The organism is Paenibacillus sp. MY03, from assembly GCF_002165585.1.
Classification (GTDB): Bacteria; Bacillota; Bacilli; order Paenibacillales; family Paenibacillaceae; genus Pristimantibacillus; species Pristimantibacillus agaridevorans.
The window spans coordinates 76,733-92,724 of the sequence record NZ_MXQD01000034.1; the positions used below are offsets into that span (position 1 = coordinate 76,733).

Annotated in this window: 15 protein-coding genes and 1 pseudogene; 6 read left to right on the forward strand and 10 right to left on the reverse strand. The window is 50.7% G+C overall.

Annotation, left to right across the window (positions count from 1 at the left end):
* Window positions 1-21: 21 nt before the first annotated feature.
* Window positions 22-387 (reverse strand): annotated as a pseudogene (locus tag B1748_RS23770) (pyridoxal-phosphate dependent enzyme); the annotation flags it as partial.
* A 195-nt stretch (window positions 388-582) separates the two neighbouring features.
* Between B1748_RS23770 and B1748_RS23775 the strand changes: the two are divergent.
* Entirely contained in the window at window positions 583-1,275 is a 693-nt protein-coding gene (locus tag B1748_RS23775; RefSeq protein WP_087570438.1) for a queuosine precursor transporter, read from the forward strand.
* Window positions 1,276-1,361: 86 nt separating this feature from the next.
* On the opposite strand, the gene B1748_RS23780 is transcribed toward B1748_RS23775, so the two are convergent.
* Both B1748_RS23780 and B1748_RS23785 read right to left on the reverse strand, forming a co-directional pair.
* A complete protein-coding gene (locus B1748_RS23780; protein ID WP_218781654.1) occupies window positions 1,362-1,970 on the reverse strand; it encodes a dihydrofolate reductase family protein in 609 nt (202 codons plus the stop codon).
* A gap of 92 nt (window positions 1,971-2,062) precedes the next feature.
* Entirely contained in the window at window positions 2,063-2,914 is an 852-nt protein-coding gene (locus tag B1748_RS23785) for a phosphotransferase family protein (RefSeq protein WP_179215789.1), read from the reverse strand.
* Between the two features lie 165 nt (window positions 2,915-3,079).
* Between B1748_RS23785 and B1748_RS23790 the strand changes: the two genes are divergently transcribed.
* Window positions 3,080-4,021 carry an aminoglycoside phosphotransferase family protein gene (locus B1748_RS23790; RefSeq protein ID WP_087570440.1) on the forward strand — a complete coding sequence of 314 codons (942 nt, stop codon included), beginning with the start codon at window positions 3,080-3,082 and terminating at the stop codon, window positions 4,019-4,021.
* On the opposite strand, the gene B1748_RS23795 is transcribed toward B1748_RS23790, so the two are convergent.
* The 4 genes from B1748_RS23795 to B1748_RS23810 form a co-directional block, all read right to left on the reverse strand.
* Window positions 4,018-4,800: an ABC transporter permease gene (locus tag B1748_RS23795; RefSeq protein ID WP_087570441.1), complete on the reverse strand. Its 783-nt coding sequence runs from the start codon at window positions 4,798-4,800 to the stop codon at window positions 4,018-4,020. The two genes, B1748_RS23790 and B1748_RS23795, sit on opposite strands and share 4 nt — an antisense overlap.
* On the reverse strand, window positions 4,793-5,719 hold the full coding sequence (locus tag B1748_RS23800) for an ABC transporter ATP-binding protein (RefSeq protein ID WP_087570442.1): 927 nt from the start codon (window positions 5,717-5,719) through the stop codon (window positions 4,793-4,795). The genes B1748_RS23795 and B1748_RS23800 overlap by 8 nt, the downstream gene beginning before the upstream one ends.
* 104 nt (window positions 5,720-5,823) lie before the next feature.
* Window positions 5,824-6,567 (reverse strand): response regulator transcription factor, encoded by a 744-nt coding sequence (locus B1748_RS23805; RefSeq protein ID WP_087570443.1) that lies wholly within the window; start codon window positions 6,565-6,567, stop codon window positions 5,824-5,826.
* On the reverse strand, window positions 6,564-7,514 hold the full coding sequence (locus B1748_RS23810) for a sensor histidine kinase (RefSeq protein WP_179215790.1): 951 nt from the start codon (window positions 7,512-7,514) through the stop codon (window positions 6,564-6,566). The genes B1748_RS23805 and B1748_RS23810 overlap by 4 nt, the downstream gene beginning before the upstream one ends.
* A gap of 219 nt (window positions 7,515-7,733) precedes the next feature.
* Between B1748_RS23810 and B1748_RS23815 the strand changes: the two genes are divergently transcribed.
* A complete protein-coding gene (locus tag B1748_RS23815) occupies window positions 7,734-8,858 on the forward strand; it encodes a hypothetical protein (RefSeq protein ID WP_143810373.1) in 1,125 nt (374 codons plus the stop codon).
* A 218-nt stretch (window positions 8,859-9,076) separates the two neighbouring features.
* Here B1748_RS23815 and B1748_RS23820 read toward each other — a convergent pair whose 3' ends face one another.
* Complete coding sequence (locus B1748_RS23820; protein WP_087570446.1) at window positions 9,077-10,816, reverse strand: ABC-F family ATP-binding cassette domain-containing protein; 1,740 nt, start codon at window positions 10,814-10,816, stop codon at window positions 9,077-9,079.
* 271 nt (window positions 10,817-11,087) lie between these two features.
* On the opposite strand from B1748_RS23820, the gene B1748_RS23825 reads away from it, so the two are divergent.
* From B1748_RS23825 to B1748_RS23835, 3 genes are read left to right on the forward strand one after another with little or no spacing between them, the layout of a single operon-like run.
* The gene (locus tag B1748_RS23825) at window positions 11,088-11,291 is read left to right on the forward strand and encodes a helix-turn-helix transcriptional regulator (protein ID WP_087570447.1); all 204 of its coding nucleotides are present in this window, start codon (window positions 11,088-11,090) and stop codon (window positions 11,289-11,291) included.
* Window position 11,292: 1 nt separating this feature from the next.
* Window positions 11,293-11,739, forward strand: a complete 447-nt coding sequence (locus B1748_RS23830; protein WP_087570448.1) for a hypothetical protein — start codon at window positions 11,293-11,295, stop codon at window positions 11,737-11,739.
* Window positions 11,740-11,788: 49 nt separating this feature from the next.
* Window positions 11,789-14,071 carry a preprotein translocase subunit SecA gene (locus tag B1748_RS23835; protein WP_087570449.1) on the forward strand — a complete coding sequence of 761 codons (2,283 nt, stop codon included), beginning with the start codon at window positions 11,789-11,791 and terminating at the stop codon, window positions 14,069-14,071.
* Between the two features lie 173 nt (window positions 14,072-14,244).
* Here B1748_RS23835 and B1748_RS23840 read toward each other — a convergent pair whose 3' ends face one another.
* Window positions 14,245-15,153, reverse strand: a complete 909-nt coding sequence (locus B1748_RS23840) for a hypothetical protein (protein ID WP_087570450.1) — start codon at window positions 15,151-15,153, stop codon at window positions 14,245-14,247.
* On the reverse strand, window positions 15,083-15,730 hold the full coding sequence (locus B1748_RS23845; RefSeq protein WP_179215791.1) for an RNA polymerase sigma factor: 648 nt from the start codon (window positions 15,728-15,730) through the stop codon (window positions 15,083-15,085). The genes B1748_RS23840 and B1748_RS23845 overlap by 71 nt, the downstream gene beginning before the upstream one ends.
* Window positions 15,731-15,992 lie beyond the last annotated feature (262 nt).

The following is a 15,992-nucleotide window of genomic DNA, read 5'->3' on the forward strand; positions in this document are numbered from 1 at the left end:
GGGCAGTTTGTAAGTGTTTGTTGTGGCGACGCCGTGCTGCCCCGCGCCGGTCTCCGCGATAATCCGCTTGGCGCCCATACGCTTGGCAAGCAGAATCTGGCCGATCGCGTTGTTGATTTTGTGCGCTCCGGTGTGGTTGAGGTCCTCGCGCTTCAAATAAATTTTCGGTCCGCCCCAAGCTTTGGACAACCGCTCCGCATACGTCAGCGGATTCTCGCGGCCAACGTATTCGCTCAAGTAATAGCGCAGCTCCTCCTTAAATTCCGGATCGTCTTTCAGCTTGTAGAATTGGTCGCTCAGGTAACTCAGCACTTCCTGCAATTCCGGCGGGACGAAACTGCCCCCAAACTCTCCAAAGTATCCCTCTTGCTGCAACTGCTGCTCCATAGGTAAGCGCCTCCATTATTCGAAATAGAATTGGCTGTTCACTCCTACCATTTTACCATAAATTACTGAAGTCAACCCTTTCAGATTTAGCTTTTCAATCTCGGGAAAAACTGTTAGGATAGTGGCTATCTGCATAATCGTCAGTCGCGGTTCGTAACCATCCCGCGTTACCAAAACTAAGGAGGCCTTTTTGTCATGTTCAATTTGTTGTGGGGCGTGCTTTTTATGCTCGTCCACTTTGGCCTTTTCCTGCTGTGCTATCGCATGTTCGGCAAGAAAGGACTATACGCCTGGATTGGCTTTGCCACCGTGATCGCCAATATCCAGGTCGCCAAAACGATAGAGATGTCCATCGGCACGTTCGGCATCGTCATGACGCTGGGCAATACGATCTACACGTCCATCTATATGTCGACGGATCTGCTTAATGAAAAGTACGGCCGTCAATCGGCCAAACAAGCCGTATGGTTCGGCTTCTTTACGCTCATTGCGTCCACGATTCTGATGCAGATGACGCTCGGCTTCGTGCCGCAAGCCGATGACTTCGCGCACGAGCCGATGAAGGCGCTCTTTGGCTTCTTGCCGCAGGTCGCGGCCGGCAGCATGTGCGCCTACTTTGTCAGCCAGTTTCTGGACGTCCGGGTCTTCAGCTACCTAAAGACGAAGTTCCCGGTGCGCAATCAGTTTTGGATCCGGATCAACGGCAGCTCGCTTGTAAGCCAATTCGTCGATTCCCTCGTGTTTTGCACGATCGCTTTTTACAAGGTGCATGCCTTCGACATTTGGATCCAAATCTTTTTGACGACGTATCTGCTGAAGCTGCTCATTTCGTTCTTGGCCACGCCGGTGCTCTATTGGGCAAGAAATATGAAAGTCCGCGAGGAATAAGCCTCGCGGACCTGGGAAGTGTGCAATTTTAATAGCGGCTGCCGCATTTATCGATAAGGCCCCGCATTTCCGTTACCGGTCAGCCATTACTTTTCAATTGTAAACCACATGTCAGTACGCTGGCCCGTTTCAACGACTCTTGTCTTCTTGAGCTTTATCTGCATGCCTTCAAGATGCTCAAAAAGCCGCTGCCCCTCGCCAAGCAAAATAGGCATAATGCCAATTTGCAATTCATCCACAAGACCGGCCTTAAGCAATTGTTGGCCGACGGTCGGGCCGCCCACAACCGTGACATCTTTTTCCCCAGCGGCTTGTTTGGCTTGCTCAATTGCAGCTTCGACATTATCTAAGAACGTAAAACTTATACGGCCGTTTTCTTTTGGCTTTTTCTCTGGAGCTTGCTCAGTAATAACAAAAATGGGTACTTGAAACTCATAACCATCGGCGTAGCCATCAGGATCACTAGCCATTCCAAAGGTTCTGCGCCCCATAACTGCAGCCCCGGTTGTGTCAATCCACTCCCGCATCAGGTCGGTCTGGCCAAGCTCTATCATATCAGGATAGAGCAAGGCGACACTGCCATTCGCGTCATTAATGAATCCATCAAGCGACATCGTCATACCAAAGACTACTTTTGCCATTTTCAAATCCTCCTCGAAGTATATTACTTTCATTGTTTTGTTCAGCTCCGCCATCCGGCGCGAGCACTCCCCTGTCCTGCAATAATTCTATGATTTTCATCCGGTTAGGTCCGAGCCAGGAGAAAGTTTCTTTCGATCTTTCGAGGCTATTCAACATTCTTATTTGCGGTAAAAAATCTTGTGTACCCTTTTTCAAAGCTTGGTTTCCTGGGATTTCCCTGAATATTTTCGATCATATCATACAAGCCATAGATTCGATCGTACATTTGGCTTCTTTCATATAGTTTTGTATCTGCTGAACCATACTCCTCAAATACCGCACGCCTGAATTCAATAGGATAATAAGCCATATACATAAAATCCAATGCGGGGTCTTCTCTTCCCGCTTCGCTAAAATCTATAATTCCAATCCGACCGGTACTCTCATCCCACAGAATATTATCATAGTGGAAATCCCCATGTACAATACATGTCCGGACCGATGCCGAAATTTCGTAATAATTTTTTAGAAAGCCCTTCACTTGCTCCATCTCTGATTGTGGCAGTTTGGACTGTAACAACTTAACCCCTTCAACCATATCATTCCGAACATCTTCTTCAAAACCGGTTTGTAAAACCAGTTTTTGTTCTGATGTCATATGAAGTTCTTTTAAAAAACTTCCTACTAGTCGACCTATTTGTTTTGCACTTTCCAAATGTTTTTCGACATATTGAGGTGTAATTCGAAAACCTGGCACATATTTTTCCACCACAAATGATTGGGTTGGAGAACAATACAGACACTCAGGCAAAACCGCCTCTGTCTGCCTTGCTAAACTCCGAATCAGTTCTTGTCGTACGTTGTAGCGTTCAATCTGCAATCCTTTGCGATAGAAAGCAACTACTGTATTTTTATCCAAAATCAAAACATCTTTTTCGCATCCTGTGGTGATGAACTCAACTTCCTGAAAGGACAGTTCCCCCATCTCCGCTCTCACATGTTCCAACCTTTGCTCCATTAATTGCTTCTCCCAATTATCCAAATCCATCAGCCCCTCATGCGAACGATTGTCTTGCACCACTATCTGCAGCCTCGTTGCACATATACAGGCGTGCAATTATAATTATCCCTGATGAAGGAGATGTAACAGCTTCCTACCTATTACTTCCCAAATGGAGAACCTATGAAAAAGATAGAGGAAACGATATATAAACATTATGGGCTGAATGTGTCGCACCTTACGCCTCAACAAGGCGGCTGGTCCGCGCTAGCTTACAAGATGATTGCGGGCGACCGCACGTACTTCTTGAAAATTTACGAGAAAAGCAGGGCCTCCACTTTGAAATGGACTGCCCTGATAAACGAATATGTCCCTGTCCTGATCTGGCTCCAACAACACAGCAGTCTAAACGGAAAAATCCCCGTTCCCCGCGTAACAAAGGACGGTAATTACCAATGCTCTAACGCCGACGGTATTTTTCTGCTCTATGATTACATTGAGGGAGAAACCATTGGAAACCGGGATTTAACGGACAATCAGGTGGTACAACTAGCGAACATAATTGCAGAGCTTCACTCGTACGACGAGCAATTGCCAATTAAAACGCAGCATCTTAAAGAAGATTTCTCCATTCCTTTTGTCAGTCAATTAAAGCAGCTAATCAATGGGCAATCGATTGCTCCATTAGACGTAAGAGAAGTGATAGACCAGCATTCGGAACAATTAAGTGAACTTATCGATGAAATTGAAAAACGATCAAGGGATTTGCCGCAACGCCCCTTACGAAATGTACTATGCCATACAGACCTCCATAACTGGAATCTGATGATAGCAAAAGAACAGGTTATCTTAATCGATTGGGAAGGATTGCGACTGGCTCCCGTCGAGGCGGATTTCATGTTCCTTGTTGGTCAACCTTATTATGAAACATTTTTAAGCGCCTATCGGAAACGACATCCTGATTTCGCCCTGATTCCCGACGTTCTGCGTTTTTATCAGGTAAGACGCAGACTAGAGGATACTTGGGAATGGCTAGAACAGCTTTTATTCGACCAACAGGAATCCCATGAACGAACGAAGACGCTGTCTAGCCTCACGAAAGAATTGCAAGAAATGGCCGATTAATGCAAATCCTCGCGCTGTCTAAACACCGCACCTGCCGTGCCGAACAGCAGCAGAAACAGCAGCGCGACGATCGCCGGCTCCAGCATGTCCGCCCCCCCTGCCTGCCCCAGCTCAAGCGGATGCACGATTCGATTGACCAGCCACCATGAGGCGATGCCGGCCCCTTCCTCGCCCAGCAGCAACGCGGCTAGCGCGGACAGACTATAGCCGACAAGATTCAGCGCAAGCAGCAGCCCGATAATCAACCCCGCGATCAGACTGCGCGCCGCCAGCGCCACGAACAGCATCATCACGGCAAATGCCCAATGCAGCAAAAATTGCAACAGCAGCAGAAGCGCATATTGCCCCAGCTCGCCAGTCGGCGCATTCTCAAAAAACAGCAGCCTCCCGAGCGCGTTCGCCGCTACCGCCGCGACAAACAACAATAGCGTAAACAGCGCCAGCAGCAGCGCTTTTGCCAGCACGCTCGATACCCTCGCATGACGCATGGAGATATAGTTTTTGTAGAAGCCTGCGCTGCGTTCGCTCCAGGTATAATGAACCGTGAACACAGCCACATACAGCAGCATCCATGAAGGCGGCTGTGCCAGCATATATTGGAAAAACTCGCTGGCGCTCAGCGAGCCCGGTCCAAGGCCGGCACCGGCACTGTAGCTGTCGGCATAACGGCTCATCATAAATATTCCGAACAACTGAAAGGCGAAAAACACGGCCAATAGCAGGGGCAGCATGTTGTTTTTACGAAACCGCCGGAAGTCCATTCGCAATATATTAAGCATTCCGCACACCTCCGCTCCCGGTACGCTCCAGAAAATATTGCTCCAGGCTGACCTGCTGCCTGGCGATGCCATGCACCGTGACCCCGCCCTTCACGAGCGCGGCATGAATCTGGTACAGTTCGGCATGCTCGTCATACACCTGCAACAGCTGGCTATCAAGCAGCTTGTAACGACGAATGCCCAGCTCCGCCTCCAGAATCGGAATCGCCGCTTCCGGCTCGGTTAGCCGAATCTCAATGCGCTGCTCGCATTGCTGCAGCAGCTCGTCGCGCGAGACGATTTCGACCATCCGTCCCTCATGCAAAATGCCGAACCGAGTCGCCATCTTCGACAGCTCCTCCAATATGTGGCTGGCAATCACGATCGTCAGCCCCGTCTTGTTCAGCTCCAGCAGCAGATGCCGGATATCGACAATGCCCTGCGGGTCCAGTCCGTTGATCGGCTCGTCCAAAACCAGTACATCAGGGCTGCCTAGCAGCGCGAGAGCAATACCGAGCCGCTGCTTCATCCCAAGCGAATATTCTTTGACCTTACGCCTGCTGCTGTCGGCCAAGCCGACGCGATCCAGCAGCTCCTCGATCCTGGGTTTGCGCGCCTTCATGCCGTAGGCGTCGGCCAGCAGCTCCATATTGTCGAACCCGCTCAACTGTGCGTACAGGCCGGGGTTCTCCACCAGCAGCCCCATTCGTTCATGCAGACTGCGCTGCTCGCGAGTCGAGCGCTCAAATAGGCGCATACTGCCTCCAGTCGGATAGATCAGCCCGCCGAGCAGCTTTAGAAGCGTCGATTTTCCGGCCCCGTTGCGTCCGATAAGTCCAAAGATTTCCCCTCGATACAGCTGCAAATCGATCGGGTGCAGCACCGTGCGCGAGCGATAAGCCTTGCTTATCTGATTCAGCTCTATGATGCATTCCTGCATTCCCGTCACCTCCCTGCTCTCATTTAACACCGAGAAAGCCAAGTTGACGTCAAGAAAAGGTAAAGAAATCGTAAAGCCCGATCTGTAATAGCAGCTTTTACAGCCTACGGCTCCGCCCGGCTCAGGCGAAAGCCGATTCCCCAGATCGTCTCGATATAGCTTTGCTCGCAATGCGCCTTGATTTTATTGCGGATGTTGCTGATATGCACCGTAATCGTTTTGTCCTCGCCCATATACGGCTCGTCCCAGGCCAGCGTGTACAAATCCTGCTTGGTAAACACCCGGCTCGGATTTTTGAGCAGCAGCTCGAGAATACGATATTCCTGTCGGGTCAGCTGAAGCGGATGCCCCTTTACGGTCGCCTGATACGTTCGGCTGTTCAGTAGCAGCTGTTTATGCCGGTACGCAGGCTCCGCCTCCGAGGCTGACCCAGCACGCTTTAGTTGGGCGTGTATCCTCGCGATCAGCTCCGCCAGCTCAAACGGTTTGGTCACGTAATCGTCGGCGCCTCGTGCAAACAGCTCCAGCTTGTGATCCAGTTGATCCCGCGCCGACAGCACGATGACGGGCACGCTCGAACGCAGCTCCCCGCGCAGGCGACTGATTAGCTCATCGCCGCTCAATCCAGGCAGCATCAGGTCTAGCACGATCAGTTCGTAGCCGGTTTGAGCCAGATAAAGCATCGCCTCGCTGCCGGAATATGCCTGCGTACATCGGAAGCCTTCGCATCGCAAGCCTGCGGCGATAATTTCGCTGATTTGCGCATTATCCTCCACAATCAGAATTCTGCTGTTGGCTCCTCGCTGGTTTTCCGTTCCTCGCAAATCGTCGATTTCTCTCCGGCTCATACCCTCTCCTCCCGCTTCTTCGGCCATCGGATCCGCAGACAAAATTGCTGATCGAGCTGCTCCGCCCGTACCGATCCCTTCATCTTCTGCACAAGCGATTGCACAATCGTCAGCCCCAGCCCCGAGGTCTGTTCGCTGCGCGCCGGGTCCGCCTTATAAAAACGCTGAAACAACCGCTCCGCGTCAATCGTTCGACCAGGGGGGAGCGGATTGGCGAACATAAACTCCCACTCGCTCTCCGTCTCCCGGCAGTGAATGGTTAGTCGGCCTTCGCCATGATGCACGTAGTTGCTCAGCACATTCCCGAATACCCGCTCGATCGCATGCGCCTGTCCGACGACAAGCGCTTGGCTCGGCAGCGCCAGTTCCGGCTCATAGCCGGTAGCGGCGATCGGCTCCAGTTGCATGACCAGGCTGTGCCGCAGCAGCTCCGCGGCGTCGACCGTCGACAACTCCAGCCTGTAGTCCGGGTTCTGCAGCTTCGTATACAGAAACAGCTCTTCGATCAGCTTGGAAATCCCCTTAATCCGGCTGCGGGCCAGCCGCACATAGTCTGCGCGATGCGAAGACTGCTCGGCACGCTCCGGCACTGGCTCAGTTCGCTCCTGCACTGGCTCTGCTCGCTCCGCCAGCTGCAGGTAGCCGTCCAACGCTGCCAGCGGTGTACGAATATCATGCGAGAGGCTCGCGATCGTCTCGTGGATTTCCTCGTTTTTTTGAATAAATCGCTGATTCAGCGCCCGCCGCTCGCGCAACAGTTCATTGCAGCTTTCCACCAGCCGGGACAATTCCCGCGACTGGAGCTGCGTCGTGATCAGCTTGAAGGAGTCGTGCTTGCCGATGAAGTCCAGTTGGCGACCAACATCTCGAATCTGTCTTCTATAATACAGCCCGTACCCGGTTTGCAGCACCAGCAGCAGCGATACGATGAGTAAAGCAGCGAGCATACGGCCACTTCCTTTTCGATTTGGCATCGGCGAAACCTAAGCCTCGGTAACAATATCCTCATCTTACCACAGCCAAGTGCCTCAAAGACGCACTGAATCTCTGCCATTTGACTTGCCGATGCCCGCCGCTAAGAATTGCCTTGCGGCGGAACCAACTCTCTCGCTCCGCAATACACTGGAAGGGTAACCGTGACATTCGCCCGGAAAGGTGTGCTGATCATGAGAGGAACTGCTACTCCCTTCTTCGTGAGGGGTCATACGGCCAGAGGGCCGTGGAATTTGCTGGAATCGTCGCTGATGGGGATTGATTTGCTGTACGTGGCGCGGCCCGCGCCCGCTGCCGCCCAGTCCGCCGCGATGCGGATCATTGCCGAAGAGGCGCTTTCCTCATCCTGCGATGTATGGCTGTTGCATCGGCCCGAGGATCACGAGCTGCTCGACGGCGTCATTATTCCATCCAGGAAAACCGGATTTATCCATGAAGGGGCGCTTCCCCTTCACATGCGACCCTTGCCTGCCGATATTCGCTGCAAGGCGATCCATCTGTCGCAGGTGGCGTCCGGTTCGGAGAGCGGATTGGCATCGGGGGATTTAACCGTGGCGGAGGGCTCCTTACAGGAGAGCGAAGGCAACGCCTACAATTGCTTTGCCCGCGCGTTGGACATTCATGACGACTGGGAAGCGATTTATATCAGCGCCATGAGCTTCGAAGCGGCGAACCGCGTGGCGAACGCATACGTCTCGCGTCTGTTCGGCGAAACGTCCTTGCCCAAGGAGGGCCGCCGAGACGACCGTTTCCTCGGCGCTGCAACGCCTGCCGGGGCGGTCGATTTTGTCCCGGAGCTGACCCGAGGCTTGAAACGCTACCTGATCAAAGGCCGCGCAGGATCCGGCAAGTCGACGCTGCTTAAGCGGCTCGCCGCGGAGGGACTGCGACGCGGCTACGATGTAGAGGTATATCATTGCGGCTTCGATCCGAACAGCATCGATATGGTCATCGTTCGCGAGCTTGGCACAGCCGTGTTCGACAGCACTGCGCCGCATGAATATTTTCCCGACCGCGAAACCGATGAAATTATCGACATGTACGATTTATGCATCGCTCCCGGAACCGATGAATTGCATGCCGATCAACTGGCGCCGATTCAATCCGGCTATGCCTCCGCCATGAAAGAGGCCATCGGGCATTTGGCCGAAGCCAGACGTCTTCGCAATGCCATCGAGCAGCCTGCGGCCGAGGCTGTTAACATGCAAGAGATTGCCGACGCCGCCAGGGGTTGGGCAGCCGAGCTGCTGCGGAACGGAGCCAACGGTCTGCGTACCGCCCCTGATGGCATGGCATAACGGCTGATGCCAGGGACTTAACAATCTTTGTTCCAAGCAAATTTGCCTGCGGGCAATCAAGAAGTCAAGCAGGCCTATGCGCATATGCATAGGCCTGGATGTGTTTTGTCGGCTATGTTACGGTGCCTCGTTTGTTCCATACACCTCAAACTCAAAAATTCTTGCCGCGGAGTTTAGGGTTTGCGTCGGCGTCGTAACGTTTAATTTGATATATCAATTTAAAGCAACTTGATCAGCGCTTCCAGCTCATCAACCCATACTTTTGCGAGTTCAAACTCATTATTTTTTAAAGCCACTTCAATTTTCATTTCAACCGATCTTTTATTTTGTTCCTTTTCTAGATAGTCCTTGTCAAAATGGCTGGCATAAATCATCTGTCTAAATTTTCGAATGCTCATCTTTCTGATCGTCTTGTCTTCAATGATTAACACATAATCCATGCCATTAACCACGGAATAGAAATCATGAGAAATCATCAGAATCGCGCCTTTATAGTCTGCAATAGCTTTTTCCAGCGCGATCTGTGAATAGATGTCCAAATGGCTTGTCGGTTCATCAAGAAGCAATACGTTTGCTTTGCTGGCAGCAGCTTTGGCCAATTGAAGCATATTTTTTTCTCCGCCGGATAAAGAGGTTATCCTTTGATTAACGATTTCCCCTTCAAAGCCATAGCTTGCAATAAACGATCTAACTTCATCATACGTTTTAAACCCGGCATCGATGAATTCTTCTAGTATGGTATTAGATTCCTTTAGCACTTCGCCTTGATTTTGCGATAAGTAAGCCACTTTAGCGTCAGCATTGATTTCAATAGACTCATGATTATTTTTAAAGATATCCCGGAGTAAAGTCGTTTTCCCGGTTCCGTTTGAGCCAATAATGGCTACTTTATCCGCAGATTTGATCTCAAAGCTCACATTGTCTAAAAGCAACTCTTCAAAGGCAGCTCTATAATGATCGACAAGTACGACAGTGGTATCTTCTATTACAGTATCCATGTCAAAACTAATATTGGGTTGCTTAATATCAACAAATGGTGCTTTAATTCTTCGCGCTTCCAATCTTTCTTGGAACTTGACTCTTGCTTTTAATGCTTTGCCTCTAGAAGCCTCTGAATTATAAGTTGCGATTACTCTAAGATTAGCGATTATGTTCTCGTTTCTCTCCAATTCCTCATCCTCGGCGATTTTGAGCTCCTGCAACTCAACCTTAGTCTGAAGCAAGGAGAAGTTATAATCTATATATCGCCCTTCGAACTCTTGGATCTCCGTGTTTTCGAGGTGTATGATTTTGTTGAAGCAATGATTCAATAGATAGCGGTTGTGCGTAACCACCAGCAACATGCCTTTGTGGGAATTAATAAGATTCTTAAGTCCATTAAGGTTTTCAAAGTCTAGAAATACATCCGGCTCGTCCATAATCATTAAGTCTGGACGGCTAAGCATTTCCTTCATCACTTGAATCAGCTTGAATTCCCCGCCGCTCAGGTCGGAAACCTTAAGATCCTTAAGCTTCATGAGGTTTGCCAGATTAAGCTTCTTACTAATATTGCTTTCAAAATCCTCCCCACCGATGGAATCTAATGCATCTAAAGCGAATTGATATTTTTCTAATAACGGCTCAATATCCGATGATGTTTCCATCTCCGTACAGATTGCGGTTATTTCGTTTTGTATCTTAAAATATTCTTCCCCTATATATTCATAAACGGTTGTTTCTTTCGTTTTGTCGAATTGCGGGAATTGACTTACATGCCCAATCCTGCAAGTCGGGTCTATTTCCAGCTTGCCCTCGAACAGGTATCTTTCCGGATCCATCAGTATGTCTATCAATGTGCTTTTCCCGTTGCCGCTTGTTCCAATAAAAGCGCAATGCTGCCCCTCTTCAAGCGTAAAGGAAATGTTTTTATATAGTTCCTTTTGCGGAAATGAGAAGGATAAGTGATCAACTTTTATCATCGTGTTTCCTCTCTTTATAACTGAAATAGAGACTATTATTAGATGTATTGCAAATTATAGTTTCGAGTTTACCGTTGTAAGAGTAACACTGATTATAACCAACTTCAATCTATTTGTTGTATCTCATACCTAGAGGGAAAAGTTTCATGCTACTCCCCGCATACAGGCGAACCTTCAAAGTCGAACCACGATAAAATGCAATACATTGTTTACATTTTGTTAAACTTCATTTACAATCATTTCAAATCAGCAACCGGAAAGGATCTCTTGCATGCTTGTTAACAACGTACGTGAACTAAGGGCGCGCTTTAGATGGTCGCAGCAAGACCTGGCGGATGCCATCGGAGCCACTCGCCAGACCATTGGGTTAATCGAAAAAGGCGATTACTCCCCTTCGATTACGCTCGCGCTTAAAATCGCCGCAGCTTTTCAACTGCCCGTGGAGAAAGTTTTTTATTTAAAGGAGGAGGGATAAGATGTTCGCACAGGTTATGCGTTCGCCGTTACTATCAACCCTATTGTTTCTTAGTACGCTAGGTTTGTTTTATCTTCTGAAGTTAATGCTGTCGGGGGAACTCTCGACTACGACGGGAAGAATTTATTGCGCCCTCTTCGCTGTCCCTCTAGGCGTGCTGTGGGTGACGCTTGTAAGAGTTTATAATCGCAAAAATCCGAAAGACCGCATTAATGTCTGGGCCACAGTTCCGTTTGAAATTCGGGGCGTGGATGAGGGACAGCAATGGATCACGTTCAAAGCTTGCCGAAACGTCTATATTTACTACAGCTCTTGTTTGCCCATAGCCGTGGGAACGGTCATATTGCTCCCTTCCAATGCTGTTTATACACTCATCACTTTCGGGTTGCTGGGATTGGGCCAGTTCCTCGTCTATAGTCTAACCATGTGGAAGTATAGCCGCGTCTGATTCCTGTTCAGAAATCAACCTATTTCTACCGAGGGGAGCTCAAATTCCGATGAATCTAGCCGTCAAGTGGGTACGAGAATTCAAAGAACGCGATAACCAGCATAGGCTGAAAGGCTACCGGGACAGAGCGGAGCTCATTCGAAAACGGAAATTGGAAGCGTGGGACGATGGGCAGCTTCAAACGGAATCCCTCCGGCTGCAAAAAGAAGCAAGCTCGGGTACGCCTTTGGACGAGCTGCTTGTCGATGCCTATGCGCTAGTCTGCGAGGCCGCGAAGAGAGCGCTCGGATTACAGCCCTTCGATGTCCAGCTCATGGCTGCCATCGCTCTGCACGAGGGATATGTGATCGAGCAGCATACCGGCGAAGGCAAAACGCTCTCTGCCGTTTTGCCTGCCTATCTGCACGCGCTATCCGGCGAAGGCGTTCATGTGCTGACCTTTAACGATTATTTGGCGAAACGGGACGCGGATTGGATGGGCCCGATCTATCGGTTCCTTGGGTTAACGGCAAGCGCGGTTCAAGCGGGCATGCCTTTGTCAGAGAAACGGATGGCGTACGCCGCGGATATTACGTATGTGACGGCCAAAGAGGCGGGGTTTGATTATTTGCGCGACACGATCGCTCTGGATGAAGTCGATACCGTGCATCGTCCGTTCCACTACGTCATCGTCGATGAAGCGGACTCCCTTCTTCTCGACGAAGCGCGGGTGCCGCTCGTCATCGCCGGCGAGCCGGGTTCTTCCGGCGACGATGGTTCCCGTTTCGCGGCAGTCGCCAGGCAGCTCCGTCAAGAGGATCATTACGATTTCGACGAGTACAAGCGAAACGTTTATTTAAGCGAGGCGGGTGCGGCGAAAGCAGAGTCGCTGCTGGGATGCGGCAATTTGTACGAGAGCCATAATAGCTATTTGTTAATGGCGTTAAATTGCGCGCTGCATGCGGAATTGTTATTGCAGAGAGACGTCGATTACATCGTCCGGGACAGTAAAATCGAGCTGATCGACGAATATACCGGCCGCGTGGCGGAGAACAGGCATTTGCCGGACGGGCTGCAAACCGCGCTTTCGGCCAAAGAAGGGCTGCGGTCGAAAGCCGGCGGGAACATTCTCGGCACGATCACCCTTCAACACTTTCTTAGCCTTTATCCGAAGATTTGCGGAATGACGGCTACCGCGCATGTTTCCGCAATGGAATTCGGAGATATTTATGCGCTGGAGGTCGTGCCGATCCCTCCGAATCGTCCCAACATTCGGATCGATTATCCGCACCGGATTTATTCCCATAAGGAGGCCAAGCTTAAGGCGCTTGTACAAGAAATCTCGTCCGTCCATGCAACGGGGCGGCCGATTCTCATTGGAACGTCTAGCGTCGAGGAGTCTGAGATGCTGGCGGAGGCGCTAGCGGCGGCCAACGTACCTTGCCATGTTCTGAATGCGAAAAACGACGCAAAAGAAGCCGAGCTCATCGCCAAGGCGGGAGAACTCGGCGCCGTGACGGTGTCCACCAACATGGCGGGACGCGGCGTCGACATTCGGCTTGGGGGCGGAAACCCCGCGCAAGGGGAAGTCGTCGCCAAGCTAGGCGGGTTGTACGTGATCGGTACGCATATGCACCAAAGCGTGCGGATCGACAACCAACTGCGCGGGCGATCCGGCCGCCAAGGCGACCCGGGGGCTTCCGTTTTTTTCGTAAGCTTGGAAGACGAGATATTGCTTAAGTTCGGCATGGATAAAGAATTGCGCGGTCTCAGACAGGATGAAGCTCTAAGCGAATCCGTGCTCCCCAGCAAGATTTCGCATATTCAGCGCGTGATCATGGGCCAAAACTTCCATATCCGCCAGGAGCTAAACAGTTATTCGGATATGGTAGAGGATCAAAGACGTATGTTATACGCGGAGCGGCTCGATATTTTGAATGGCAAGGCGTCGATGAGCGCTTCGGAGCAGCGGGTACGGCTTTATTTTATCGACAAGTTCTGGGCCGAGCATCTGGCATACGTTTCTTACATTCGCGAAAGCATCCACTTGACGAGCCTTACTAACCGCAATCCAATCGACGAATTCCATGAGCAGATCATCCAGGCATTTGCGGAAATTCCGGCTAAAATCAATAAGGAGTCAGCGGATATGCTCATAAAGCTGGGAGGCTCCAACGATCCGGCGATGTGGGAAAAGTTCGGGCTAAAGACCCCTGCTTCCACTTGGACTTATATCATCAACGATCAATATTTGGAGTTCCTGCAGAATCGCGGTGCATGGAACCCGGGGACGATAATCGCTTATTGGATGCGCAGGATGTTGCGACCGGTATTCGGGTGGTCGAGGTTTTGATCCCGTGCAGCGAGACACGCTCACCCATTCATTCCGCGCCCATGCCGCCTCTAAATCGGATATGCTTATTCCCCAATAGAATGCTAACGACAAGTTTTAGGGCCATCCTTCCGGGATGGCCCTTTGTACAAAAGTATATCTATCGAACCTTCTTAACAGGGATCCAAAGCTTATTATTGTCCCACTATAGCAGCCGCGACTTCGACCAATCGCTCTCGCGGGAGCTTATCCATCGCCGAATCGAACAACTGATAATATACGTGCAGCTCTCCTTCGCCTTCCGCCCAAGCCATCCTTTGCATATCGCTGTCTTTCCCCTTCAGATAGAATGCCTCTATTTCGCCGATCGTCACTTTTTCCTTAACCAGTTTATCCAATTCGCTTGAATAAATCTGCCGCTCAGGTATGTTGTACCAGGCGCTCAACGTCAATTGATGCCCGCTGTCATCGCGATATACCGCGCTATACCCGACGGTTTTGCCAAGCGGCACCTTGCGCAAGCTGACACTTTCATCCCCGTCCGGGTCCCCCCAGTTCAAGTCGGGCGCCAGCTTGTTCAAATCATGCATAAGCGTTCCCTGATGGAAAATAAAGCCGTCTCCCAGCTCGCGCAACGGCTTATGCGTGCCGGTTTCGGCTGCAAATTGCTCAAATTCCAATTCGCCATAATCCCGCTCATGCGCGAGCCCGATATATCGATTTTGATCCCTCAAATAAAAAACTCCCGCTTCTCCTTCATGCAGCATATCCCGCAATTCCGGACCGATAGGTTCTATCGATACATCATTTGGTGAAACGCTGATCATTTCCAAAGAAACCGCCCCGTCCGGGGCAAACAGCTTCCACGATACCGCAGCATATCCAAAGCCGCATGCAAAAATAACAGCCGCCGCGATAAACGAAACGTACAATGCCTTGCCGCTCTTTCGTTTGATCGGATACCGGTCCGACTCCAGTCTTTGCCCGCTCCCGCTCTTGCTGCGAATCGCCTCCATCACGCGATCGGTCACATCAATCCGGGGCAATCGCTCTTCCAATGCGCTCAGATTCTCTTGCCATTGCATATTTTGTTGCTTCTCCATCTACATCCCCCTCCAATTCCATCCATATTCGCTTGAGCTTTAATTTGGCACGCTCCACTTTTTTGCGCAGCGCGGCAGGCGATTGGGGAAACGATTGTCCAATCTCTTCATACGATTTTCCCTCTATTACTCTAAGCACGATAAGCGACCGCTCGACAACCGTAAGCCGCCCTAGCGCAAGCTCGCTTTGCAACGCAACTTCCTTCCGTCTCGCCTCTGCATACCCGTCGTCCGCACCTTCATGGCCAAGCGGTTTGAGCAACTTCGACAGCAGCGCCGTTCTTCGCCGCTTACGCAGCACATTCAAGCAATGATGATAGGCGATCTTATATAGCCACGCTGCAAAAGATTGGTTGTACACAAACTGAGACAGCTTCTCGTAACCTTTAATGAATACCTCTTGCACCGCATCCTCCGCTTCCTCCCGCTGCATCAGCAGATGATAGCAGTAGATGTACAATCGCTGCTGGTACTTTTCAATGAGTGCCTCGTATCGTTCAGTCGCCCCTTCCCGTACGGCGCGAATGAGCCCTTCGTCGGAAGCCGCTTCTCGTTCCCGTTCCGCCTCAAGCCCCATCGCATTCCCTCCTTTCAGCATTTATGTCTGTATAACACCCGACAACGCCGTTTGTGACGCAGGTTCGGCTTGAAGCTGCCGTCCGGGTAGCCGCTGACCCAACCAGCCCACTTGATCATAGCCTCCGACCAATTTCCGGACAAATCAGACAGCACAGGTTATATGCAGTTGGGGCGTTCAGCCTGCAACAAAATAGGTGTAGCTTCGACGCAATTTGACATGCTACAATGAAATTATTCCAGTAATTACATAGTATTTGCAA

Excerpts from the sequence above, each read along its gene's own strand:
- B1748_RS23795 (WP_087570441.1), bottom strand. The coding sequence starts at position 4,800 with ATGCTTAATATATTGCGAATGGACTTCCGGCGGTTTCGTAAAAACAAC.
- B1748_RS23840 (WP_087570450.1), bottom strand. The coding sequence starts at position 15,153 with ATGGAGAAGCAACAAAATATGCAATGGCAAGAGAATCTGAGCGCATTG.
- B1748_RS23790 (WP_087570440.1), top strand. The coding sequence starts at position 3,080 with ATGAAAAAGATAGAGGAAACGATATATAAACATTATGGGCTGAATGTG.
- B1748_RS23835 (WP_087570449.1), top strand. The coding sequence starts at position 11,789 with ATGAATCTAGCCGTCAAGTGGGTACGAGAATTCAAAGAACGCGATAAC.
- B1748_RS23825 (WP_087570447.1), top strand. The coding sequence starts at position 11,088 with ATGCTTGTTAACAACGTACGTGAACTAAGGGCGCGCTTTAGATGGTCG.
- B1748_RS23845 (WP_179215791.1), bottom strand. The coding sequence starts at position 15,730 with ATGGGGCTTGAGGCGGAACGGGAACGAGAAGCGGCTTCCGACGAAGGG.
- B1748_RS23820 (WP_087570446.1), bottom strand. The coding sequence starts at position 10,816 with ATGATAAAAGTTGATCACTTATCCTTCTCATTTCCGCAAAAGGAACTA.
- B1748_RS23785 (WP_179215789.1), bottom strand. The coding sequence starts at position 2,914 with ATGGAGCAAAGGTTGGAACATGTGAGAGCGGAGATGGGGGAACTGTCC.
- B1748_RS23800 (WP_087570442.1), bottom strand. The coding sequence starts at position 5,719 with ATGCAGGAATGCATCATAGAGCTGAATCAGATAAGCAAGGCTTATCGC.
- B1748_RS23775 (WP_087570438.1), top strand. The coding sequence starts at position 583 with ATGTTCAATTTGTTGTGGGGCGTGCTTTTTATGCTCGTCCACTTTGGC.
- B1748_RS23815 (WP_143810373.1), top strand. The coding sequence starts at position 7,734 with ATGAGAGGAACTGCTACTCCCTTCTTCGTGAGGGGTCATACGGCCAGA.
- B1748_RS23780 (WP_218781654.1), bottom strand. The coding sequence starts at position 1,970 with ATGGCGGAGCTGAACAAAACAATGAAAGTAATATACTTCGAGGAGGAT.
- B1748_RS23810 (WP_179215790.1), bottom strand. The coding sequence starts at position 7,514 with ATGCTCGCTGCTTTACTCATCGTATCGCTGCTGCTGGTGCTGCAAACC.
- B1748_RS23830 (WP_087570448.1), top strand. The coding sequence starts at position 11,293 with ATGTTCGCACAGGTTATGCGTTCGCCGTTACTATCAACCCTATTGTTT.
- B1748_RS23805 (WP_087570443.1), bottom strand. The coding sequence starts at position 6,567 with ATGAGCCGGAGAGAAATCGACGATTTGCGAGGAACGGAAAACCAGCGA.